This is a genomic window from Umezawaea beigongshangensis (genome assembly GCF_016464305.1).
Classification (GTDB): Bacteria; Actinomycetota; Actinomycetes; order Mycobacteriales; family Pseudonocardiaceae; genus Umezawaea_A; species Umezawaea_A beigongshangensis.
In genome coordinates this window covers 281340-303285 of sequence record NZ_JAEIOJ010000008.1, presented here as the reverse complement: position 1 = coordinate 303285, position 21946 = coordinate 281340, and the positions used below count along the sequence as shown (strand labels likewise).

Sequence of the window (21946 nt, the reverse complement as noted above, 5' to 3'; positions counted from 1 at the left end):
CGGTGTACCCCGGTCCGGCGGCGGAGACGCGCGAACCCGGTCATCCCGTGCTGCGCAACGTCGTGGCCGCGGTCGCCCTGCTGCTCCCCGCCTTCGCCGTGCCCTCCGGCACGCCCGGTCTGCCCTCCGGCGCCGTCGTGGTGGCCCTGTCCGCCACGGTGGTCGTGTCGGCGGCGATGTGGCGTCCGGCGGAGAGGCGGATCGGGCTCGCCGCGGTCGTCACGGCGGTGTCCGCGCTGTCGCTGGCGCTGGACGCGGCCTACTTCGGCCCGCCGGGGATGGCGCTGCTCTGGTCGCCGTTCGAGCTGACCGCCCTGCTGGTGCTGCTCGGGCGGTCGGTGCGGCTGCTGCCGTCCAACCGCGTCATGCCGGTGGTCACCGCGGCGGCCGTCGCCGCGCTGGCGCTGCCGCTGCGCTTCACCCTGCACACGTCGCCGCCGAAGTGGGACGCCTCGGTGCTGGGGCTGGCGTGCGTGCTGTTCCTGCTGCCCTTCGTCATCGGCGTCGGGCTCTACCTGCGGGGCCTGGACGCCCGGCGCGTCGCGGCGGTGGCCGAGGCCCGCGGGCAGCAGCGGCTGGAGGTCGCCAGGGTGCTGCACGACTTCGTCGCCCACGAGGTCACCGGCATGGTGGTCGAGGTGCAGGCCGCGCAGTTCGCCAGCTACGACGAGGCCGAGGCCCGCGCGGTGTTCGCGCACGTCGAGGAGGCCGGGCTGCGCGCGCTGGCGTCCATGGACCGCACCGTGGCCGCGCTGCGCGATCCGGACGGCGCGGGTGCCGACGAGACCGCCCGCCTCTACAGCCTGGCCGACCTGCCCGACCTGGTGGACAGGTTCGCCCGCGGCGCGACCGGCGCCAGGGTGCGCTGCGATCTGGCGGACGCCGCCCTGGGCAGACTCGACCGCGAGGGCGAGGCCGTCGGGTACGCGGTGGTGCTGGAGGCGTTGACCAACGTCCGCAGGCACGTGTCCGACGTGGGCGCGGTGACCGTCGTCGTGTCCCTCAGCGGGGGGACGGCCGTCGAGGTCTCGGTCCTGGACGACGGCGGGCGCGGCGCCGCCCCCGCCGTGCCCCGCTCCGGCGGGGGCAGCGGCCTGATCGCGTTGCGCGAGCGCATCGAGGTGATGGGCGGAGCACTGGAGGCCGGTCCGCGCGGCTCCGGTTGGCGGGTGGCCGCGAGCCTCCCGGTCCCCGACCCGACGGGGCGACGGGCCCGCCGCCTCACGTGAGAAGCCCGTGCGGCGATCTCTCCCGAACGGCAGATGTCGGTTTCCCCGATCCGCAGGAACCTGGTCCCACCAACCTCGGGAATCGGGAGACAAGGTGTTATCACACAGGACGACCGTGGGCGCGCTGGCTGCCTCGGTCGTCGGCGCGCTGGCCGCGCTGACGATGCTGACCAGTTGCGACGACAGCAAGAGCACGACCGAGTCCAAGGTCTTCGACTTCACGGGCCAGTCGCTGGTCATCGACGCCAGGGAGACGGCGCTGGTCATCGACCACGGCGCGTCCTCGCAGATCACCGTGGAGCGCACGCTCAAGGGCAACGCGAGCGAGCCCGGCAAGGCGACCCTCGCCCTGGAGGACGGTGTGCTCAAGACGTGGGTCGAGTGCAGCGGCGTCACCTTCTCCTGCGAGGGCAGCCACACCGTGCACGTGCCGCCCGGTGTGGCGGTCGAGCTGAAGGGCTCGGGCACCAGCGTGCGCGGCGATGGTCTCAGCGGCGATCTCACCGCGGAGCTGAGCAACGACGCCACCATCACGCTCAACGCGCCCAGCGGTGCGCTCGACCTCCAGGCCAGGGGCGGGGGCATCACCGTCACGGACGCGAAGTCGCCGACGGTCAACGCCGTGGTCCAGACCGACGGCAACGTGTCGCTGGGGTTCGCGACCGCTCCGCAGTCGGTCAAGGCCACGTCCACCGGCGGCTCGGCCGAGGTCGCCCTGCCCAGCGGGCAGGAGACCTACCGCGTCGACGCGGGGGCGCTCGAAGGACTGGTGAGCGACCCGGCCAGCGGTCGCACCGTGCTGGTGCAGGCCGGCGAGGGCCGGGCGACCGTCACGAAGGCGGGGTAGCGCCGTGCTCGAACTCGTCGACGTGAGCAAGGTCTACCACGGCGGCAAGCGCGCGGTGGACGACCTGACCATGCGGTTGGAACCGGGGCTGCTGGGTCTGCTCGGCCCCAACGGCGCGGGCAAGTCCTCGCTGATGCGCATCGCGGCCACGGTCACCCGCCCCACCTCCGGACGGGTGCTGTTCGAGGGCGTCGACGTGGTGGCGCACCCCAACACCCTGCGCAACGTCCTCGGCTACCTGCCGCAGGACTTCGGCGTCTACCCGAACCTGACCGCGCGCGAGTTCCTGACCTACCTGGCCGCGGCCAAGGGCATCTCGCCGCGCTCGGCCAGGGCGCGTGTCGACGAGCTGCTGGAGCTGGTCAACCTCACCGAGGCGCTCAAGCGCCCGCTGGGCAAGTACTCCGGCGGCATGATGCGGCGGGTGGGCATCGCGCAGACCCTGCTCGGCGACCCGCGGGTGATCATCGTGGACGAGCCCACCGCGGGCCTGGACCCCGAGGAGCGGGTGCGCTTCCGCAACCTGCTCAGCGACCTGTCGGTGCACCGCGTGGTGCTGCTGTCCACGCACATCGTCTCCGACGTCGACTCGGTGGCCGCCGACATCGCGATCGTCGCCCGCGGCAGGCTGCTGCGGCGCGGCACGCCGGAGCAGCTGCTGCGGGACATCGACGGCAAGGTCTGGGAGACGACCGTGCCCGCCTCGGCGGTCAACGCCGTGCAGGCGCGGTACACGGTGAGCCGGATGGTCCGCACCACGGAGGGCGTCCGGGTGCGGCTGCTGTCCCCGGTCAGTCCGGACGCGGGCGCCGTGCCGGTGTCGCCGGACCTGGAGGACGCCTACCTGGGCGTCATCAACGGCCCGGCAGCCCACCGGCAGGCGGTGGGGCGGTGAACCCGGCGCTGCTGGCCGTGCTGGCGTGGGGCGACTTCCGCGACCGCGTGCGCAGACCCGCCTACGCGGTGACCCTGCTGGCGGCGATCCTGCTGGGGTACCTCGCGGTGCCGGCCGCGGACTCGCACTGGGCCATCGTGCAGCTGGGGTCCTACCGGGGGCTCTACAACAGCGCGTACGTCGGCACGGCCACGGCCCTGGCGAGCACCCTGTGGCTGCTCCTGGGCGGCTTCTACGTGGTCCGCAACACCATCGCCCGCGACGAGAGCACCAACGTGGGGCAGTTGCTGGCCGCCACGCCGCTGCGCACCACCGCGTACCTGGCGGCCAAGTTCTTCAGCAACGTGCTGGTGCTGTCGTCGATGCTGGTCGTCCTGGCCGTGACGGCGCTGGTGATGCAGCTGGCCCGCGGCGAGTCGACGTCGGTGGACCCGGTGGCGCTGCTGCTGCCGTTCGCGGTGATGGCGTTCCCGGTGGTGGTGCTCACCGCGTCCGCGGCGCTGTTCTTCGAGCTGACGCCGGTGCTCAAGACGGGCGCGGGCAACGTGATCTGGTTCTTCTGCTGGCTGGTCGCGGCACTGGCCGGGCAGAGCCCCCGGGCGCCGCTCGGCGGTCTGGGCGTGCCCGTGGTGGTGGAGTCGATCGGCACCGAGATGCTGGCGCGGGGCCTGGACGTCACCGGCGGCGAGTTCAGCCTCGGCCTGACCTACCTGGACGAGCCGCTGGTGCCGTTCGAGTGGCTCGGTTTCACCCCCAGCGCGGAGTTCCTGCTCACCCGGCTTGCGCTGATCGGCATCGGGCTCGCGGTCGCGCTGCTGCCGGTGCTGTGGTTCGGCCGGTTCGACCCGGCGCGCGTGAACCGGTTCCTCCCCCGCCGGCCGGTCGCGCCGCCCGCGTGGTCCGACGACGAGCACCGCGCTCCCGGCGTGCCGAGCATCGCGGTGCTGGAGGGCGGGGCGTTCAGCACCCGCGGCGGACCGCGGACCGCGGTGGTGCGGGGCGGAGCGCTGGTGGTCTTCCCCCGGCTGGTCGTGGGGGAGTTGCACATCCTGGTCCAGGGCGTGTCGAAGTGGTGGTGGGCCGGGACGGGCTTCTGGACCGCGCTCACGTTCGCCGCGACGGTCCCCGGCCTGAGCAGGCTGATGCTGCCCCTCGCGTGGATCTGGCCGGTGCTGCTGTGGTCGCGCCTGGGCACGCAGCGCCACGAGTCCGGTGTGCAGGCGCTGCTGGGGCCGTACCCCGGTGTCCGGATGCGCGTGGTCGCGGAGTGGATCGCGGGCGTCCTGCTCACGGCGGGCGTCGGCGGCGCCGTCGCCGTGCGGATGGCCTGGGTGGGCGACCTGACGGGGCTGGCGTCCTGGGGTGCCGCCGCGCTGTTCATCCCGTCCCTGGCGCTGCTGCTCGGTTCGCTCAGCCGCACGCACCGCGTGTTCCAGGCCGTCTACGTCCCCCTGTGGTACGGCGGGTTCAGCGGTCTTCCCCTGCTGGACTTCATGGGCGTCCTGCGGGGGCGCGACGGCTCGCTGCTGGGAGTGCCGCCGGACGTCGTGGCCACGGCGGGCGTCGCCCTGGTGACGGTGGTCGTCCTGCTCGCCGCTCGCAGGCCGTTGCGCGCGTAGGGATTCCCGTGCCCTGTTCGTCACCGACCCCGTGGGGAACGCCATGACGAGGGAACCAGAGGACCCGCCGGCAGCAGGCGCCGAGGAGCCCGTGCTCGACCTGCGCATCGTCCGGTTGCAGCAGGAGGTGGCGGAACTGCGTTCGGCCAACGAGATCCTGCGGCACATCGCGGAGCACCTGATGAACGTCCGGCACGACGACGAACGGCGGCTGGACGGCGGATGAGCCGGTTCCCCGTCGGGGAACCGGCTCATCCGGTGCGGGACGGTCCGCGCGGGCTCAGCCCCCGGTCAGCACCTGGCGCAGCGTGCTCACCGCGGAGGCGACCGCCGCGGACTTGCGGGACAGCGCGATCCGCAGCAGGTGGTCCCCCTCCGAGGGGGCGGCCCAGTGGAACTTCTGGCAGGGCAGCACGTGCACGTTGTGATCGCGCAGCGCCGACCACACCTCCAGTCCGGGCCGCCGGCCGACGTCGATCCGCTCGACGCTCACCCGGCTCTCCGCGTCGGGGAAACCGACGTCGGCGACGTCCGCCAGATCGCCGCGCACCAGGGCCCTGTTGCCCGCGACGAACCGGTGCAGCGCGTCGAGGCCACCGCGGGCGGCGTCCTCGGAGAAGCGCTGCACCAGCATCATCACCAGTGGTGACACGCCGAGCAGGATGTCCGAGTAGACCCGGCCCAGCGGCAGGCCCACGTCGGCCGACGAGACCAGCCAGCCGATCTTCAACTCCTGGGTCGGCCACAGCTTGCCGGTGTCCTCGATGACCACCCAGCGGCAGCCGCTGTCCTCCAGCACCGCGTAGTGGTCGTAGTGCGCCGCCGGGTCGAACCCGCGGAACGAGGTGTCCAGCGCGAGCACGACGTCGTGCTCGGCGCACTGCTCGGCCAGCGCGCGCAACCGCTCCTGCGAGAGCACCCGGCCGGTGGGGTTGTTCGGCGTGGTGACGAAGACGCACCCCACCGCGCGCAGCAGCTCCTGGTCGAGGTCGCCGTCGTGCAGCGCCTCCTCGGCCAGCGGGAGCAGCCGCAGCCCGGCGCCGAGCAGGAGGTCGGGGATGTTGTCGAACGTCGGGTGGAGCAGGGCCACGGCGTCGGTCCGGGTGGCCAGCGACCGGGCGAGGATCTCCATGGCGACCGAGGACGAGTAGCAGCTGAGCACCCTTCCTCTGGCCGTGGGGAAGGAGTGCTGCCCCAGCAGGCGGAAGTAGGCGCGCTTGGCCGCGGCCTCGGTCTCCTCGATCGGGTTCGCCGCCGCGGTCGCCCACAGCAGCGGCAGTGCCTCGACGACCTCGGCCTGGCCGGGCGTCAGCGACTGACGGGCGTGCCCGTCGGACAGGTTCAGCGGGCTGCTCAGCGCCAGGTACTCGAACTGGGTGAGGTTGCCGAGCGCGGCGTCGGTGCCCTGGGCTGCGCGGATCTTCTGCGAAGTTTTCAAGAGCAACATTACTCCCACGAGGGAATTCGCGAGCTCACCGATCGCTCGGCCAGCCATCGGGATTCGGACGGCTCGACGTTAGCAGCCGGTGATCTGCGGACAGTCCGCCCGGCGTGTCCCCGGTCGTGGTCCGGCACGCTGTGACCAGCGTTATTTCACCATGAGGACCTGTATTTCGCCAGGCTCCGCAGAAGGCTATTTCGCTGGCGAGTCAAGAGCGTGGGAAGTGGCCGGGGCGTGCGGCAGGCTGAGTCCGCCGGAGCGGCGAGGCGCCGACGGCGGACCCCGGTGGACGAGGAGGCAGGACGTGGGGACCAACCCGTTCGACGACCCGGACGGCACGTTCTTCGTGCTGGTCAACGACGAGGGACAGCACTCGCTGTGGCCCGCTTTCGCGGACGTCCCGGCGGGCTGGGAGGTGGTGCTGTCCGGTGCGTCCAGGGACCGGGCGGTGGAGTACGTCGAACTGCACTGGACCGACCTGCGACCGCGCAGCCTGCGCGCCGCGATGGAAGCGAACGGGTAGACCGCAGAATCGTCGGAAGGCTCCCATGCGAAACGCAGGCGTGAATCCAGACCTGAGATCGCTGACCGGCTTGCGGTTTGTCACGATGCTGCCCGTCTTCCTCATCCACGCGTCGTTCGAAACAGTATTCGACGACGACGAGGTGAACGGGTTCCTGATCTACGGCATGGGCACGTCCGCAGCGCTGATGGTGTCGTTCTTCTTCGTGCTGACCGGGTTCGTGATGACGTGGTCGCGGCGGCCGGGCGACACCGCGCGCCGGTTCTGGCGGCGGCGGTTCTTCCGCGTCGTGCCCAGCCACGTCGTCACGTACGCGATCGCGGTGGCGCTCATGGTCTGGGCCGGCGCGGTGCTCGACCCGATCGCGACGGTCACCCAGCTGTTCCTGCTCCAGGCCTGGGTCCCCGACCCCGCCTTCTTCGACACCGGCAACACCGTCACCTGGTCCCTGTCCGCGGACTTGTTCTTCTACGCGCTGTTCCCGGCGCTGGTCCCGGTCGTGGGGCGGATACGCGAGGACCGGCTGTGGTGGTGGCTCGTGCCGCCCGTCGCGGTGCTGCTGGTGCTGCCGGCGATCGCCACGGCCGCGTTGCCCGACACGCCCGAGATGCCGCTGGGCGGCGTGTCGGTGAGCCAGTACTGGCTGGTCTTCTTCAACCCGCTCACCCGGCTGCTGGAGTGCGTGCTGGGGATGCTCGTCGCCCGCGCGGTCCTGTCGGGGCGGTGGATCGGCCTGCGCCCGTGGGTGCCGGCGCTGCTGCTCGTCGTGGTCTACCTGGCGACCCTGCGACTGCCGTTCCTCTACCGGTTGGACGCGATCGGGATCATCCCCGTGGTCCTGCTGGTGGGCGCGGTGGCCTCGGCCGACCTCTCCGGCGGGACCTGGCTCGGCCGTCGCTGGCTGGTGTACCTGGGGGAGTTGTCGTTCGGCTTCTACCTGACCCACAACCTCGTCCTCAAGTACGGGCACCTCGCCTTCGGGACCACCTGGGAGGAGGGCGAGTGGGTGCCCCGCTCGTGGAGCACGCCGATCGGCGTCGCCCTGATCGTGGCCGCGTTCGCGGTCTCGCTGCTCGCCGCGTGGCTGCTGCACACCCTGGTGGAGAAGCCGGTGGTCAGGGCCTGGTCGAAGCCCCGCCGGCGGACCGACCCGGACGGCGAGGACCCGATCGAGCCCGCGGCGCCACCGATCGTCCGGTCGCCGGGGAACTGACACGCCGAGCACACGACCACCTGGAGACACTCATGTTGCGCGACACCGACCCGACGGGCGAACCCGAGACGTTGTGCGCGGCGTTCGACCGGCTCGCCCAGCAGCACCCGGGGGCCTCGCTCTCCTTCCCCGCCACCGACGAGCACCTCACCGCCCCCGAGCTGGCCGAGCGGTCGGCGGTCTGGGCGCGCGCCCTGGTCGCCGCTGGCGTGGAGCCGGGTGAGGTCGTCGGCCTGCTGGTGCCCACCGGACCGTCGCTGCCGCTGGCACTGGGCGCAGTGCCCCGGGCCGGCGCGGCGCTGAGCGTGATGCCGACGCCCCGCCGTTTCGTGGACCCCGCCGGGCAGGCCAAGAAGCTGGCCGGGGCGGCCCGCGCCGCCCGGATGCGGCACGTGATCGCCGATGCCGGCTACGCCCACGTGCTCGACCTGCTGCGCGAGCTGGAGCCGGGCATCACCGTCGTGGACCCGGCCGAGCTGGACCGCGACAGCCCCGCGACACCGCTGCCCGACGTCGCGCCCGACGACCTCGCGGTGGTGCAGTTCACCTCGGGCAGCACCGGCACGCCCAAGGGCGTGATGCTGCCGCACCGGACGATGCTCGCGGGACTGCGCGCGATCGCGCTCGGCGCCGACATCCCGCCGACCGCGTGCCTGGTGCAGTGGGTGCCGCACTTCCACGACATGGGCCTGTTCGGCTGGCTAGCGATCTTCCTCGGCGGCGGCGACATCCACATGTTCCGCTCCGCGGACTTCATCAGCGACCCGGTGCGCGTGCTGCGCCACTTCGCCGCGGTGCGCGGGACGATCCTGACCGGGCCCAACTTCTCCTACGACATCATCGCCAACGCCGTCACCCCCGAGCTGGCCGCCGAGCTCGACCTGTCGTCCTGGCGGCAGGCGTTCAACGGCGCGGAGCCGGTGAACGTCGAGACCGTGCGCGCGTTCACCGAGCGGCTGAGCCCCGCCGGTGTCGGTCCCTCGGTGATGTACCCGGTGTACGGCATGGCCGAGGCGACCCTGGGGATCACCTTCCCCGAACCGGGATCGCTGCCCCGCGTCGCGCACGTCCAGCGCGAACTGCTCGCCGACGGGGTGGTCCGCCGGGTCTCCGAGCCGGGGGTGGCGACCAAGGCCGTGGTGAGCGTGGGCAAGCCGCTGCCGGGCATCGAGCTGCGCGTGGTCGACGAGCACGGCACCGTGTGCGGCGACGACCGGCTCGGTGAGATCCAGGTGGCGGGCCCCTCGGTGACGACCGGCTACCTGCACGCCCCGGCCGCCACGGCGGCGGCGTTCGACGGGCGCTGGCTGCGCACCGGTGACCTCGGCTTCACCCTCGACGGCGAGCTGTTCGTCACCGGACGCACCACGGACATGATCATCGTGCGCGGGCAGAACTTCTTCCCCGAGGACGTCGAGCTGGTGGTCCGGGACCTGCCGGGCGTGTACCGGCGGCGGTGCGTGGCCTTCGCCGACCGGACCGAGGAGGGCGCCGAGTGCGTGGCCGTCGCGGTCGAGGCGCTCGCCAACAGGGTCGACTCCGGCGCGCTGGCCAGCACCATCCGCTCCAGCGTCACCGCGGAACTGGGCATCTCACCGGTGCGGGTGCACGTGCTCGAACCGCGGTCGCTGCCCTCCACGACGAGCGGGAAGTGGCAGCGGGGCCTGACCCGTTCGCTGATCGCGGGGGCCGACGCGTGACCGCGCGTCCCGCGGACGACCCGCCGGGTCGCGAGCTGTCCGCGGACACGATCCCGCTGCTCGACTCCGCCGGGTTCCGCTGCTTCGCCTGCTCACCCCGGCACGAGCACGGGTTGCGGCTGCGCATGTGGCACCTCCCGGGGACGCTGACGTCGATCACGCGGTTCGACGCCGACTTCGCCTCCTACCCCGGTGTGGTGCACGGGGGCGTCATCGCCACGGTCGCGGACGAGCTGATGGCCAACCTCGTCCTCGTCGAACACGAGCGGTTGACGTTCACGACCGCGCTGCGCGTCCGCTACCTGCGACCGGTCGAGGTCGGCGCGACGTGCCGCATCGTCGCCCGGATCACCTCGGCGGGCGAGACGACGGTTTCCGCGGAGGCCGACGTGCTGGCCGAGGACGGCGCCACCAACGCGCTGGCGACGGCCTCCTACCAACCGATCCGGCCCGCCCAGGCGCGGGCCGCGTTCACCCTCGGCCCCGACGACCACGACCGGGTGCGGCCCTTCCTGGCCGACACACGACCGGCATGAACGAGGAGTTCCATGAAGCGTGAAGAGCTGCTGTCAGCCGTTCGCGAGGAGATCACCGGCGAACTGCCGCTCGACGGGCACGTCCTGCGGGAGGAGGACGTGCTGACCGGCCTGCCGGGGTCCGGCTCGGTGCACCTGCTGCGCGTCGCCGCCGGGCTGGAGCGCCGCTTCGGCGTGGAGTTCGAGGACGAGCGCCTGTTCTCCGCCAAGACCGTGGGCGACCTGGTCGACCTGCTGGCCGGAGCACTGCCGGTCGGGGGTGCCTCGTGAGCACGGTCACCCCGGACGAAGCGGTCACTGCCACCAACACCCACTACGAGCTGCCACCGGAGATCTTCCGGCTGTTCCTGGACAGCCGCATGAAGTACAGCTGCGGGCTGTTCCGAGACCGGGACGCCACGCTGGAGCAGGCACAGCTGGACAAGCTGACGTGGGTGGTCGAGGACCAGCTGAAGCTGCGTCCGGGGCAGCGGTTGCTGGACGTCGGGTGCGGGTGGGGCAGCCTGACGCTGTTCGCCGCGCAGCACCACGGCGTCCGGGTCGTCGGCGTCACACCGTCCACGCCGCAGCGCGACCACGTCCTCGCTCGGGCGCGGGAACTCGGGGTGGAGGACCTGGTGGACGTCCGGCTGGGCCGGTTCACCGCGGTCGACGTGGGACCGGGACGCTTCCACGGCGCGGCGATGCTCGGGTCGATCGTGCACATGCCCGATCGGGTGCGCGTGCTGGCCGACGCGACGCGGGCGCTGGAACCGGGCGGCCGGGTGTACGTCTCGGAGAGCACGTTCCGCAACGCCGAGGTCGCGCGGCGGTTCGGCGGCCGCCCCGGCACCGTCTACGTGGGACAGGAGATCTTCGGGTTCGCCGACATGGTGCCGGTGACCGACCTGCTGGCCGCGGCGGAGGACGCGGGCCTGAGCCTGGTGTCGCTGACCGACCTGACCGCGCACTACCCGCCCACCATCGCCGCCTGGGCCGACCGCGTCCGGGACAACAGGGACGCGGTCGACGCGGTCGTGCCGGGCACCGCCGACCGGCTGCTCCAGTACTTCGACGTCTTCCTGGCCGCGTTCGGCTACACCGCGAAGCACTACGCCTTCACCGCGGAGAAGTCCCGGTTCGGCACCGCGGAGGTGCGCTGATGGAACGCGAAGGGCCGGCCGAGGAGTCGCGGGCCGAGGAATCGCGGGCGGAGGGGGTGCCGCCCGAGGCGCTGGAGACCCGCCGCGTCGTGGAGCAGGCGGTGCGGCGCTCGGGGCAGCACCGCTGGGACCTGGAGGACGTGAACTGGGACCGGGTCCGCGCCGAGGAGCTGACCGAGGACGACCGCACCGTGGTCCGCTTCCTGACCTACATCGAGGACCACATCCCGTGGTACCTCAACTTCTTCCTGGACGCGTTCCCCACCACGGACGTGGACCTGGCCACCTACGCGCGCAACCGCGAGTACTTCCGGTTCCTGGTCATGTGGGCCAACGACGAGGAGAAGCACGCCGCGGCGCTCACCCGCTACCAGGTGACCGCGGAGATGGCGGACGAGGCGACGGTCCTGCGGCAGCTGGCGGCGGAGGGCGGCAAACCGTGGGACCTGCCCTACGAGCACCCGCTGGAGCTGTACACCTACGCGTTCCTCCAGGAGAAGGCGACGCAGCTGTTCTACCAGCGCTACCAGCGGGTCGTGCGCGAACCGCTGCTGCGCGACCTGCTCGGGAAGCTGGCCGCCGACGAGGCCAGGCACTTCGGCCTGTACTCCCACCTGGTCGCCAACTCCCTCGCCACGGTCGGGCCGCGCGCGCTCGACGGCGTGAAGAACGTGCTGAGCACGTTCGAGATGCCGCTCAACGGAGTGCTCGACGGCTACTGGCGGATGGCGCTCCGCGTCGTCGACCGCGTGGGGCACGACCACACCGAGGCCTACGACTCGCTGGGCAGGTTGGTCGGTCGGTTCAGCGACCAGTTCGGCACGCCGGACGTCGACGACCTCTGGCGGCTGATCCGCGACGTCCAGCGGATGCCCTGACGACGAGGGGGGAACGGTGCACGGCGGACTCACCGAATCGCACTGGCCGGCGGACCGCACCGCCGACATCACCGACATCACCACCGGCGACCTGCTGCGCCGGTGGGCGGAGCGGACGCCGGAGCGGACGGCGCTGATCGAGGTGGCCCAGCCGGGCGAGCCGTCCCTCACCGCCGCGCCGGCGACCGACCGCACGTGGACGTACCACGAGCTGCACCGCGCGGCCGTGCGGTGCGCCCACTGGCTGCTGGCGCGGTTCGAGCCGGGGGAGCGGGTCACCGTGTGGGCGCCCAACGTTCCGGAGTGGGTGGTCCTCCAGTACGGCGCGGCCCTGGCCGGGCTGGTGCTGGTGACCGCCAACCCGGCTCTGCGCGAGGGCGAACTGGCGCACGTGGTCGGGCAGTCCCGCTCGGCCGGGCTGTTCGTGGTGGACTCGTTCCGCGGCACGCGGATGGCCGAGATCGCGGCGCGCGTCGAAGGGCCGAGGCACGTCGTCAGCTTCACCGGGTGGCTGGCCGAGACGGAGTCGGCCGAACCGGTGGAGCTGCCCGTGGTCCGACCGGACGACCCGGCGCAGATCCAGTACACGTCGGGCACCACGGGCTCCCCGAAGGGAGCGCTGCTGCGCCACCGGGGGCTGGTGAACAACGCCGCCTTCGCCGCACGCCGGATGCGCTTCCCCGGGGGCGGCACGTGGGTGTCGGCGATGCCGCTGTTCCACACCGGCGGCTCGACCCTGGGCGTGCTGGGCAGCGCGAGCGTCGGTGGCGCGTACGCGTTGTGCCGGGTGTTCGACGCGGACCTGGTCCTCTCGGCGCTGGAGCGCTTCGCGGGGGACCTGGTCAGCGGAGTCCCCACCATGCTGCTCGGGATGCTGGACCACCCCGGCTTCGCCGAGCGGGACCTGAGCCGCTGCGCGGTGGTCGTGTCGGGCGGCACGACGGTCCCGGCGGCCCTGGTCCACCGGGTCGAGGCGGCGTTCGGCGCCCGGTTCGTCACGGTGTACGGCCAGACGGAGGCGAGTTCCGTCGTCACGGCCACCGAACCCGACGACGAGCCGGCGCACCGGGCGGAGACCGTGGGCCGTCCCCTGCCCCAGGTCGAGGTGAAGGTGGTCGACCGGGCGGGGAAGGTGGTCCCGATCGGCGCGCAGGGCGAGGTCGTCCTGCGCGGCTACCAGACGATGCTGGGCTACTTCGACCTGCCGGACGAGCGCGCACCCGATCGGGACGGCTGGCTGCACACCGGCGACCTGGGAACCATGGACGAGCAGGGCTACCTGCGGATCACCGGCCGGGCTCGGGACATGATCATCAGGGGCGGTGAGAACGTCTACCCGCGCGAGGTCGAGGACCTGCTCTGCCGCCACGAATCCGTCCGGGACGCCGCGGTCGTCGCCCGGCCGGACGACACGTGGGGCGAGCAGGTGGCGGCCGTGCTCCGGCCAGCGGATCCGGCGAACCCGCCGTCCCCGGAGCTGCTGGACGCCTACTGCCGCGACCACCTGGCGGCGTTCAAGGTGCCCAGGTTCTGGTACGCGGTGGACGAGTTCCCGCTGACCGCCACGGGCAAGGTGCAGAAGTTCCGCCTTCGCGAGCTGCTCCGCACCGGCGCGTTGCCGGTCCTGAGCTCCCCGTGATCCGAGGGCGACGGGGACGCGGGTCCGGACCTGTCGTCCCCGCGGTCGCCGACCAGCGGGCCCGCCTGCCGAGGCGGGCCCGCTGGTCGCGTCTCGGGCCGTCGTGCTCGCGGCCCGCTGATCGGGCCGCGCGGGCCGCGTCCGTGCGGTGCCGCTGACGTCGGTGAGAGCGGCGCGCCGCCGCCGACGCGCCGAACGCGAGCACTCGCACGTCTTTGCGCACCGACCGGCCCGACCGGCCCGACCGGCAGAGGACTCCGGCGCGCGCTCGACGCGGTCGTCCTCGAACTCGGCCGCTCCTCCGGTGACCGGACGCGGCGGAGTCGCGGCGCTCCGCTTCCCCGCGCACGCGGCCCGCGGCTGTCTGGGACTGCGGCTGTCGGAACGCGGTGACCATCAGAACGCGGTGACCATCAGAACGTGGTGGCGTGCGGCCGGTCGTCGTGCCGTGCTGGTGGACGACGGTGCGGGACCACGGGGTTCTCGCCCAGCCGCGTCCGTCGCCGCTGGGCGGACCGGAACGGGTGGATCATGGGCCTGTCCACACCGGGCGACGACGTCGTGCCGCACGGAGTGCTGGCGCTCGTGGAGTCCACGGCGCCGGGACCGCCCGATCCCGGCCCGCAGAGCAGAAGGGGACGCCCTTGCTGGAAGTACGAGATCTGACGCGGCGGTTCGGGACCGTCACGGTTCTCGACCGGGTCTGCTTCACCGTCGGCAGCGGTGAGGCCGTGGCGGTGGTGGGGCCCAACGGCGCGGGGAAGAGCACGCTGCTGCGCTGTCTCGTCCAGGCCGACCGCGCCGACAGCGGGACGGTGCTGCTGGACGGTGAGCCGTTCGACGAGACCGACCCGCGCGTGCGCGCCGCCGTGGCCTGCGCGTTGGACGACGTCGACTTCTTCCCCGACCTGCCGGTGCGCGAACACCTCGAACTGCTCGCCCGTGTTCACTCGGCCGAGGTCGACGTCGACGCCCTGATCGCCGAGGTCGGACTCGCCGGAGCCGCCGACCAGGTGCCGGCGAGCCTGTCCAGCGGTCAGCGCCAGCGGCTGGTCCTGGCGTCGGTCCTGGCACGCCCCCGGCGGCTGCTCGTGCTCGACGAGCCCGAGCAGCGCCTCGACGCGCGTTCGCGCGGCTGGCTGGCGGACAGGTTGCGCGCGGAGAAGGACGCCGGTGTCGCGATCGTGCTGGCGTCGCACGACCGCGACCTGATCGACGCGGTGGCCGACCGGTCGGTCGATGTCTCCGTGCCCGCGCAGGCCGACCGGTGATCCGGTTCGGTGCCGGTTGGCGCGACCGGGACCAGCGGGCGGTCCTGATCGGCCTCGTCTTCGTGGGGTCCGGACTCGTCGTCCAGTTCGTGCGCTCCGCGGTGGAGCGGTCCTCGACCGCTTCGCACGCGACCGACGTCCCGCCCGGCTGGCTGTCGATCGCCGCCGCCGCCTCGGTGAGCGGCGCCGCGATGCTCGTCCTCGCCGCGATCGGTCCGCTGGTGGCGAGTCCCGCGACGGTCACCTGGGTGCTGTCCACCCCGCTGGACCGCCGCACGGCGCTGACGTCCTGGTACCGGCGCCTGACGGCGGTCGGCGCGTCGGCCGGTGCGGCTTTCGGGCTGGCGTCCGCCCTGCTCTTCCGCACGGCTGTGGAGTGGGCCGCGCTGCTCGGTGCGGCCGTGGGCGGAGGGCTCGTCGCCCTGGCCGTGCTCGCCCAGACCCGGCGCAGGTCCCCGCGGTCGCTGTCCGCCGCGGTGCTCGGGATCGGTGTGCTCAGCGCGCTGGCGGGCGTCGTCGCGGAGCGGCTGGGAGGTGCGGCGCACGAGCTGGTCGGGCGGATCGGTGCCGACGCGGGCCCGCTCCTCACCACCCCGGTGGCTCTTGCCGCGGTCGTGCTGATCGCCGCCGCCGACCGCGGGCTGGGCGGACTGGCCCGCCCCGAGCTGACGTCCGGCGCGTCGGTCGCCGCCGCGGCCGGTACCGCGGGCACGTTCCTGGACGTCACCCTGCTCACCGGAGTGCTGGAGGTGCGGCGCTGGCAGCGGCGGGGGCGAGTGCGGTCCAGGGGCCTCCCCGCGGGGCGCGTCCGGGCGTTCCTGGTGGCCGACCTGCGCCGGGTGTTCCGCTCGCCCGGCGTCGTGCTCCCGTGGCTGCTGCTGGTGCTCGTCCCGTACGTGGTGGCCGTGGAAGCGCCGCTGTGGACGGCGCAGGTGCAGCTCGTGGCGGCGAGCGTCGCGAGCCAGCGGCTCGCCGGGGGCCTGCGCGCGGTGTGCCGGTCGGCGGCGATGCGCCGCGCCCTGGGCGGAACCGACGCGGGGCTGCGCCTGACGCACCTCGTCGTCCCCGCGGCGGGGACGCTCGTGTGGTGCGCGCTGACCGCTCCGGCGACCGGGGGAGCTCATCCCCTGGCGTGGCCGGTCGCGGCGGTGGGAGCGGTCGTGGTCACCCACCGGCTGGCGACCCGCCCGCCGATGGACTACCACGCGACCCCGTTCGACGTCGGTCTCGGCGTGACGGCCCCGTGGGGACTGCTTCGTCAGACGTCGCGCGGTCTGGGAGTCCTGCTGCTGTTCTCGGTCCTGATGCACCTGCTGACCGGCACGCCGTGAGCTCGACCGGAAGCGCGAGCCGCTGGTGGTGCTTCGAGCGGGCGGCTCGAAGCCGGTCGATCTTCTGATTCGCCGGTCACGGGCTTGACCTTGACACGGTGACAACGTGTCCACTGTGCGCAGGAGGTGGTCCCGATCAACACCGTGAACGGAACCTCGCAGAACACCCGAGTGGTAGACGCCCTGAGCGCGGCGGACTCGTCGGTCCGGCTCCGGGCGGCCCTGGCGATCGGTTCGAACCCCGACCCCGGTCTCCTGGAGACGCTGGTCGAACGGTGCGCGGTCGAGCCGGACTTCTTCGTGCGGGACATGCTGTCCTGGGTGCTGACCCGTCTCTCGCCGGAGATCACCCTGCCCCGGATCCGCCGGGAACTCGACTCCGAGCGCGCTCGGGCCCGCGGGCAGGCGTTGCACACGCTCTCCAAGATCGGCGACAAGAGCGCGTGGGCCTGGATCGCGCGGGACGTGCTGCACGACGCCGACGACGAGGTCGCGCGGACCGCGTGGCGCGTCGCGGTCGCCCTCGTGCCGACCGAGGACGAGAAGAAGGACCTGGCCGACGCGCTGATCACGCAGCTCGGGCGCGGCGACCGCACCGTGCGGCTGAGCCTGAGCCGGGCCCTCGTCGACCTCGGCGACGTCGTCGAGCCCGCCCTGCGGAGGGCCGCGACGCACCCGGACCCGGTGGTGGCCGCGCACGCCCGTGCCACCGAGCTGCTCCTGCGGGACCCGGAGACCGGGTTCGACGCGGCGGTCGAGGAGGCGAAGCGGATCGTCGCACTCGGTCCGCTACGCGCGTCGGCAGGCGCCGGGGAGACCGCGGATTGCTGATCGGCGACGTGGCCCGCCGCGCGGGTGTGAGCACCCGGATGCTCCGGCACTACGACGCACTCGGGCTGGTGCGGCCGACCGGTCGCACCGTCGGCGGCTACCGCGAGTACTCCGCCGAGGACGTCCGCAGGATCTTCCACGTGGAGAGCCTGCGGTCCCTCGGGCTCTCGCTCAAGCAGGTCGGACGCGCGCTGGAGGACCCGGCCTTCACGCCGTCCGCTCTGGTCGGCGACCTCATCCGGTGGACGGAAGACCGCTTGGAGCGGGAACGGGAACTGCTCGACCGGCTCCGCGCGATCGACGCGTCGGCGCCGAGCGGCTGGCAGGACGTCCTGCGCGTGGTCGAACTCCTGCAGGGGCTCGACTCGACCAGCGCCGCACGCAGGCAGCAGGCCGTCCTGACCAGGCCGGAGGGCGTGCCCGTGTCCGCCGAACTGCTCGCCGGGGCGGTCCTGGCCGAATCCGACCCCCACGTCGCGGGCGCCCTGCGCTGGGCGCTCGCCCGGTCGGACGGTGACGGCGTGGAGGTGCTGGCCGCCGGCGTGCGCTCGGAGGACGTCGACGTCCGGCGGCGCGCGGTGCTGGCGCTCACCGCGGTGCCCGAGTCCCCGGAGGCGACCGCGGCGCTGGCGGACGCGCTCGCGGACCCGGACACGACGGTGCGCGGGCAGGCCGCTCTGGCGCTGGGCAGGCGTGACGAGACCGCGGCCGTGCCGGCGCTCGTCGGCGTGGTGGTCGAGGGGGGCAACGACGTCGAGGCGGCCGAGGTCCTGGGAACGCTGTCCCGGGACCCGGCGCGCGCCGACCGGATCGTGGCGGCGCTGGTCGCCGAACTCGCCGCGCGCACCGCGGACTCCGCGGTGCGGATACGCCTGACCCAGGCGCTGGTCGAGCTGCCGGGGGCCACGGCCCAGGAGGTGCTGCGCCGGCTGACGCACGACGACGACCGCGCTGTCGCCCTCGTCGCCTCGGCCCTCGTCGCCCGGCCGCGTCCAGCGGATCAGCACGAGAGCGGCGGAGACGACGTCGGCAGCGGGTGAGCGGGTGTCCTGGCCGATCGACGTCCTCGGTCCCGGCGGGCGCGTCCGGGACCACCCGAACCCCGTGCGCCGCCCCGGCCCACCGGCCGCGAGGCGTCGTTCGTGGCGCCGCGCGTCCTCGACGCGCCCGGTGCGGCGCCCGTCCGGCCCCGGTGGCGATGGCGGGGGACCGTGCTGCTGACCCGCCGTCCGTCCGTGCAGGTCAGGACGGCGGGTCGCCGATCACGGGTTCGGGCCGGACGGTGCCGCAACCGCAGGTCAGCCGTCGAGGGGCGGCGCGTAGGGCCTGCCGACGTAGGGACCGGAGCAGACGCTGACGCCGCGGTAGCAGGTGAAGAACTCGAGGCCGTCGTAGGCGTCTCCGCTGGTCATCCAGACGTCGACCTCGGTGGCCCCGCCTTCGACGTCCGCGGTGAGGGGAAGGGCGGCTGGTCCGGACGTGTTGTACCAGGTGCTGGAACTCTGCCAGCCGAGCCAGGTCGTGCTCGCCCACGCCTGCGCGTAGATCCGCCGGTACCCGGTGGCCTTGAACGCTCCGTCGACGCCGACCGACCGGTTGTACCAGGTGACCGTGCCCCGGTAGTAGCTCGCGCCGACCTCGATCGAGAAGGTGCTGGTGGGGTAGGCGGCGACGGTCGCGGCGGCGGGCGCCGCCGCGAGAACCGTTCCGGCGACCGACGCCATCGCGGCCACGGCCGCGCCGATCGTCCTCGTGCGGCTCTTCGTCGTAGTCGTGTCTTTCGGCCTCGCCATGACAACCACCCCGGGTTCTGCGAGCAACGGGCGCACACCACCTGACAACGGTTAGTCGTCGACCGGTCGCGGAAGGTTACAGCGAGAACCGCCCCGCCGACGTCGGAACTCGAACCTTCCGGCACCGGCAGCTCCAGCCGGACGAGACGGTGGCGCGGTCCGGCACGTGGCGGCCCTCGCGGAACGCGGCACGGGGTGAGGACGCCCCCGCGAGTCGCCCGGCACCCGTGCCGCGAGCGCGGTGTGACCAAACTAATTTGGATTTGTTCCAGACTAGCGCTCTAAGATCAGCGGGTGACGTCCGACCACGAGGCGCGGCTGCGAGCGGTCTCGTTGCGCGTGACCCGCCCCCGCCTGGCGGTGCTCGCGGCGCTGCACGACCACCCGCACGTCGACACCGAGACCGTGCTCTCGCTGGTGCGCGAGACCCACCCGACGGTGTCCCAGCAGGCGGTCTACGACGTGCTGCGGGCGTTGACCGACGCCGGTCTGGTGCGGCGCATCCAGCCCGCCGGTGCCAACGCCCGCTACGAGTCCAGGGTGGGGGACAACCACCACCACGTCGTGTGCCGCTCCTGCGGCACGATCGCCGACGTCGACTGCGTCGTCGGGCACAGCCCCTGTCTCACCCCCTCGGAAGACCACGGCTACGCGGTCGACGAGGCGGAGGTCGTCTGGTGGGGCACCTGCCCCGACTGCTCGACCGAACGCACGGCCAACGTTTCACCACCGGAAGGAAGTAGATGAGCGACCCCAGGACAACGCCCTCCAGTGCTCAGGGCGTGGACCAGAAGGCCGCAGCCGGTTGCCCGGTCGCGCACGACTCCGCGACCGCGCACGGCAGTGAGAGCGAGAACCCGGCGATCGACTCGCCGACCCCGAAGACGGGCGGTCGCCCGCGCACCACCCGGGACTGGTGGCCCAACCAGCTCGACCTCTCGGTGCTGCACGCCCACTCCTCGAAGGGCAACCCGCTCGGGGAGAAGTTCAGCTACGCCCAGGAGTTCAGCAAGCTCGACGTCGACGCGCTCAAGCGCGACATCGCCGAGGTGCTCACCAGCTCGCAGGACTGGTGGCCCGCCGACTTCGGCCACTACGGCGGTCTCATGATCCGCATGAGCTGGCACGCCGCGGGCACCTACCGCATCCACGACGGCCGCGGTGGAGCCGGTGACGGCGGTCAGCGGTTCGCCCCGCTCAACAGCTGGCCCGACAACGCCAACCTCGACAAGGCGCGTCGACTGCTGTGGCCGGTCAAGCAGAAGTACGGCCAGAAGATCTCGTGGGCCGACCTGCTCGTGCTCGCGGGCAACGTCGCCCTGGAGTCGATGGGCTTCACGACCTTCGGCTTCGGCTTCGGCCGCGTGGACGTCTGGGAGCCCGAGGAGATCTTCTGGGGTCCCGAGGACGCCTGGCTGGGCGACGAGCGCTACGTCAGCGACAAGGAGATGGCTCCCGAGGTCGGCGCGACCGAGATGGGCCTCATCTACGTCAACCCCGAGGGCCCGCGCGGCAACGCGGACCCGCTGGCGGCGGCCCACTTCATCCGGGAGACCTTCGGCCGGATGGCGATGAACGACGAGGAGACCGTCGCCCTCATCGCCGGTGGCCACACCTTCGGCAAGACCCACGGTGCCGCCGTCGCCGACGGCCACGTGGGCGCGGAGCCCGAGGGCGCTCCGCTGGAGGCGCAGGGCCTGGGCTGGCTGAGCAGCCACGGCAGCGGCAAGGGCGGTGACACGATCACCAGCGGTCTGGAGGTGACGTGGACCGACGTGCCGACGCAGTGGAGCAACCGCTTCTTCGAGATCCTCTTCGGCTACGAGTGGGAGCTCACCACGAGCCCCGGCGGTGCCAAGCAGTGGGTCGCCAAGGACGCCGAGGAGATCATCCCGGACGCCCACGACCCGTCCAAGAAGCACCGGCCGACGATGCTCACGACCGACCTGTCGCTGCGCGTCGACCCGGCGTACGAGAAGATCTCCCGCCGCTTCCTGGAGAACCCCGACGAGTTCGCCCTGGCCTTCGGCAAGGCCTGGTACAAGCTGCTGCACCGCGACATGGGTCCGGTCAGCCGCTTCCTGGGGCCGTGGGTCGCCGAGCCGCAGCTGTGGCAGGACCCGGTGCCGGCCGTCGACCACGAGCTCGTGGGTGACGCCGACGTCGCCGCCCTCAAGGCGAAGGTGCTGGAGTCCGGCCTCACGACCGCCCAGCTGGTCGGCACCGCCTGGGCCTCGGCCGCGAGCTTCCGGTCCACCGACAAGCGCGGCGGCGCCAACGGCGCCCGCATCCGCCTGGAGCCGCAGCGCAGCTGGGAGGTCAACCAGCCGGAGCAGCTCGCGAAGGTCCTGGAGGTCCTGGAGGGCGTCCAGCGCGAGTTCAACGAGGCCGGGGGCGCGAAGATCTCGCTCGCCGACCTGATCGTGCTGGCCGGTGCGGCCGCCGTCGAGAAGGCGGCGCGCGACGCCGGCGTCGAGGTGACCGTGCCGTTCCGGCCGGGTCGCACCGACGCCTCGCAGGAGCAGACCGACGTCGAGTCGTTCAAGGTCATGGAGCCGCGTGCCGACGGGTTCCGCAACTACGTGCGTTCCGGTGAGAAGCTCCAGCCGGAGGTGCTGCTCGTCGAGCGCGCCTACATGCTCGACCTGACGGCGCCGGAGATGACCGTGCTCGTCGGCGGTCTGCGCTCCCTCGGCGCCAACCACGCCGACGCCCGGCACGGTGTCCTCACCGACCGGCCCGGCGTGCTCACCAACGACTTCTTCGCCAACCTGCTCTCGCCGGGTACCCGGTGGAAGGCGTCGGAGTCCGAGGAGAACGTCTACGAGATCCGCGATCTGGCCACCGACGAGGTGAAGTGGACCGCCACCGCGGTCGACCTCGTCTTCGGCTCCAACTCCCAGCTGCGCGCCCTCGCCGAGGTCTACGCCAGCCAGGACGCTCGCGAGAAGTTCGTGGCGGACTTCGTCGCGGCCTGGACCAAGGTCATGGAACTCGACCGGTTCGACATCGCCTGATCCCGCTCCACCGACGAGCCCGGCCGATCCGACGATCGGCC

General features: G+C 72.7%; 22 protein-coding genes. 20 read left to right on the top strand and 2 right to left on the bottom strand.

Features of this window, described 5'->3' with window-relative positions:
- Window positions 1–2: 2 nt before the first annotated feature.
- From IMZ35_RS30785 to IMZ35_RS21130, 5 genes are all read left to right on the top strand, one after another.
- Window positions 3–1229, top strand: a complete 1227-nt coding sequence (locus IMZ35_RS30785) for a sensor histidine kinase (protein ID WP_199442863.1) — start codon at window positions 3–5, stop codon at window positions 1227–1229.
- 94 nt (window positions 1230–1323) lie between these two features.
- Window positions 1324–2076: a DUF4097 family beta strand repeat-containing protein gene (locus IMZ35_RS21145; protein ID WP_199442862.1), complete on the top strand. Its 753-nt coding sequence runs from the start codon at window positions 1324–1326 to the stop codon at window positions 2074–2076.
- Between the two features lie 4 nt (window positions 2077–2080).
- Window positions 2081–2971, top strand: a complete 891-nt coding sequence (locus tag IMZ35_RS21140; protein ID WP_199442861.1) for an ATP-binding cassette domain-containing protein — start codon at window positions 2081–2083, stop codon at window positions 2969–2971.
- Window positions 2968–4590 (top strand): ABC transporter permease, encoded by a 1623-nt coding sequence (locus IMZ35_RS21135; protein ID WP_199442860.1) that lies wholly within the window; start codon window positions 2968–2970, stop codon window positions 4588–4590. Before IMZ35_RS21140 ends, IMZ35_RS21135 begins: the two co-directional genes overlap by 4 nt.
- Before the next feature lie 43 nt (window positions 4591–4633).
- Complete coding sequence (locus IMZ35_RS21130; protein WP_199442859.1) at window positions 4634–4816, top strand: hypothetical protein; 183 nt, start codon at window positions 4634–4636, stop codon at window positions 4814–4816.
- A gap of 54 nt (window positions 4817–4870) precedes the next feature.
- On the opposite strand, the gene mppP is transcribed toward IMZ35_RS21130, so the two are convergent.
- Window positions 4871–6028, bottom strand: coding sequence for an enduracididine biosynthesis enzyme MppP (mppP, locus tag IMZ35_RS21125; protein WP_199442858.1), 1158 nt, complete (start codon window positions 6026–6028; stop codon window positions 4871–4873).
- A 307-nt stretch (window positions 6029–6335) separates the two neighbouring features.
- Here mppP and IMZ35_RS21120 point away from each other — a divergent pair, with 307 nt between their 5' ends.
- The 13 genes from IMZ35_RS21120 to IMZ35_RS21065 all read left to right on the top strand — a co-directional run bounded on the left by IMZ35_RS21120 (window position 6336) and on the right by IMZ35_RS21065 (window position 18135).
- On the top strand, window positions 6336–6554 hold the full coding sequence (locus IMZ35_RS21120; RefSeq protein ID WP_199442857.1) for an MbtH family protein: 219 nt from the start codon (window positions 6336–6338) through the stop codon (window positions 6552–6554).
- 25 nt (window positions 6555–6579) lie between these two features.
- Entirely contained in the window at window positions 6580–7767 is a 1188-nt protein-coding gene (locus tag IMZ35_RS21115; protein ID WP_267877193.1) for an acyltransferase family protein, read from the top strand.
- Between the two features lie 32 nt (window positions 7768–7799).
- Window positions 7800–9467: an AMP-binding protein gene (locus tag IMZ35_RS21110; protein ID WP_199442855.1), complete on the top strand. Its 1668-nt coding sequence runs from the start codon at window positions 7800–7802 to the stop codon at window positions 9465–9467.
- Window positions 9464–10003 (top strand): PaaI family thioesterase, encoded by a 540-nt coding sequence (locus IMZ35_RS21105; RefSeq protein WP_199442854.1) that lies wholly within the window; start codon window positions 9464–9466, stop codon window positions 10001–10003. The genes IMZ35_RS21110 and IMZ35_RS21105 overlap by 4 nt, the downstream gene beginning before the upstream one ends.
- Window positions 10004–10015: 12 nt before the next feature.
- Window positions 10016–10273: an acyl carrier protein gene (locus IMZ35_RS21100; RefSeq protein ID WP_199442853.1), complete on the top strand. Its 258-nt coding sequence runs from the start codon at window positions 10016–10018 to the stop codon at window positions 10271–10273.
- Window positions 10270–11145, top strand: coding sequence for an SAM-dependent methyltransferase (locus tag IMZ35_RS21095; protein ID WP_199442852.1), 876 nt, complete (start codon window positions 10270–10272; stop codon window positions 11143–11145). Before IMZ35_RS21100 ends, IMZ35_RS21095 begins: the two co-directional genes overlap by 4 nt.
- A complete protein-coding gene (locus IMZ35_RS21090) occupies window positions 11145–12023 on the top strand; it encodes an acyl-ACP desaturase (RefSeq protein ID WP_199442851.1) in 879 nt (292 codons plus the stop codon). Before IMZ35_RS21095 ends, IMZ35_RS21090 begins: the two co-directional genes overlap by 1 nt.
- Window positions 12024–12039: 16 nt before the next feature.
- The gene (locus IMZ35_RS21085) at window positions 12040–13662 is read left to right on the top strand and encodes an AMP-binding protein (protein ID WP_199442850.1); all 1623 of its coding nucleotides are present in this window, start codon (window positions 12040–12042) and stop codon (window positions 13660–13662) included.
- A 531-nt stretch (window positions 13663–14193) separates the two neighbouring features.
- Window positions 14194–14328, top strand: coding sequence for a hypothetical protein (locus IMZ35_RS31490; RefSeq protein ID WP_267877192.1), 135 nt, complete (start codon window positions 14194–14196; stop codon window positions 14326–14328).
- Window positions 14307–14933, top strand: coding sequence for an ABC transporter ATP-binding protein (locus tag IMZ35_RS21080; protein ID WP_199442849.1), 627 nt, complete (start codon window positions 14307–14309; stop codon window positions 14931–14933). Before IMZ35_RS31490 ends, IMZ35_RS21080 begins: the two co-directional genes overlap by 22 nt.
- Window positions 14930–16264, top strand: a complete 1335-nt coding sequence (locus tag IMZ35_RS21075; protein ID WP_199442848.1) for a DUF6297 family protein — start codon at window positions 14930–14932, stop codon at window positions 16262–16264. The genes IMZ35_RS21080 and IMZ35_RS21075 overlap by 4 nt, the downstream gene beginning before the upstream one ends.
- A 126-nt stretch (window positions 16265–16390) precedes the next feature.
- Window positions 16391–17095 carry a HEAT repeat domain-containing protein gene (locus IMZ35_RS21070; protein WP_199442847.1) on the top strand — a complete coding sequence of 235 codons (705 nt, stop codon included), beginning with the start codon at window positions 16391–16393 and terminating at the stop codon, window positions 17093–17095.
- Window positions 17089–18135: a MerR family transcriptional regulator gene (locus tag IMZ35_RS21065; RefSeq protein ID WP_199442846.1), complete on the top strand. Its 1047-nt coding sequence runs from the start codon at window positions 17089–17091 to the stop codon at window positions 18133–18135. The genes IMZ35_RS21070 and IMZ35_RS21065 overlap by 7 nt, the downstream gene beginning before the upstream one ends.
- A gap of 258 nt (window positions 18136–18393) precedes the next feature.
- Here IMZ35_RS21065 and IMZ35_RS21060 read toward each other — a convergent pair whose 3' ends face one another.
- Window positions 18394–18888 carry a hypothetical protein gene (locus IMZ35_RS21060; protein ID WP_199442845.1) on the bottom strand — a complete coding sequence of 165 codons (495 nt, stop codon included), beginning with the start codon at window positions 18886–18888 and terminating at the stop codon, window positions 18394–18396.
- Window positions 18889–19182: 294 nt separating this feature from the next.
- On the opposite strand from IMZ35_RS21060, the gene IMZ35_RS21055 reads away from it, so the two are divergent.
- A complete protein-coding gene (locus tag IMZ35_RS21055) occupies window positions 19183–19635 on the top strand; it encodes a Fur family transcriptional regulator (RefSeq protein WP_199442844.1) in 453 nt (150 codons plus the stop codon).
- Entirely contained in the window at window positions 19632–21905 is a 2274-nt protein-coding gene (gene katG / locus IMZ35_RS21050; RefSeq protein ID WP_199442843.1) for a catalase/peroxidase HPI, read from the top strand. The genes IMZ35_RS21055 and katG overlap by 4 nt, the downstream gene beginning before the upstream one ends.
- The last annotated feature ends 41 nt before the right edge of the window (window positions 21906–21946 follow it).

Coding starts and splice junctions, on each gene's coding strand:
- IMZ35_RS21130 (WP_199442859.1), top strand. CDS start 4,634: ATGACGAGGGAACCAGAGGACCCGCCGGCAGCAGGCGCCGAGGAGCCC.
- IMZ35_RS21115 (WP_267877193.1), top strand. CDS start 6,580: ATGCGAAACGCAGGCGTGAATCCAGACCTGAGATCGCTGACCGGCTTG.
- IMZ35_RS21110 (WP_199442855.1), top strand. CDS start 7,800: ATGTTGCGCGACACCGACCCGACGGGCGAACCCGAGACGTTGTGCGCG.
- IMZ35_RS21100 (WP_199442853.1), top strand. CDS start 10,016: ATGAAGCGTGAAGAGCTGCTGTCAGCCGTTCGCGAGGAGATCACCGGC.
- IMZ35_RS21090 (WP_199442851.1), top strand. CDS start 11,145: ATGGAACGCGAAGGGCCGGCCGAGGAGTCGCGGGCCGAGGAATCGCGG.
- IMZ35_RS31490 (WP_267877192.1), top strand. CDS start 14,194: ATGGGCCTGTCCACACCGGGCGACGACGTCGTGCCGCACGGAGTGCTG.
- IMZ35_RS21060 (WP_199442845.1), bottom strand. CDS start 18,888: ATGGCGAGGCCGAAAGACACGACTACGACGAAGAGCCGCACGAGGACG.
- katG (WP_199442843.1), top strand. CDS start 19,632: ATGAGCGACCCCAGGACAACGCCCTCCAGTGCTCAGGGCGTGGACCAG.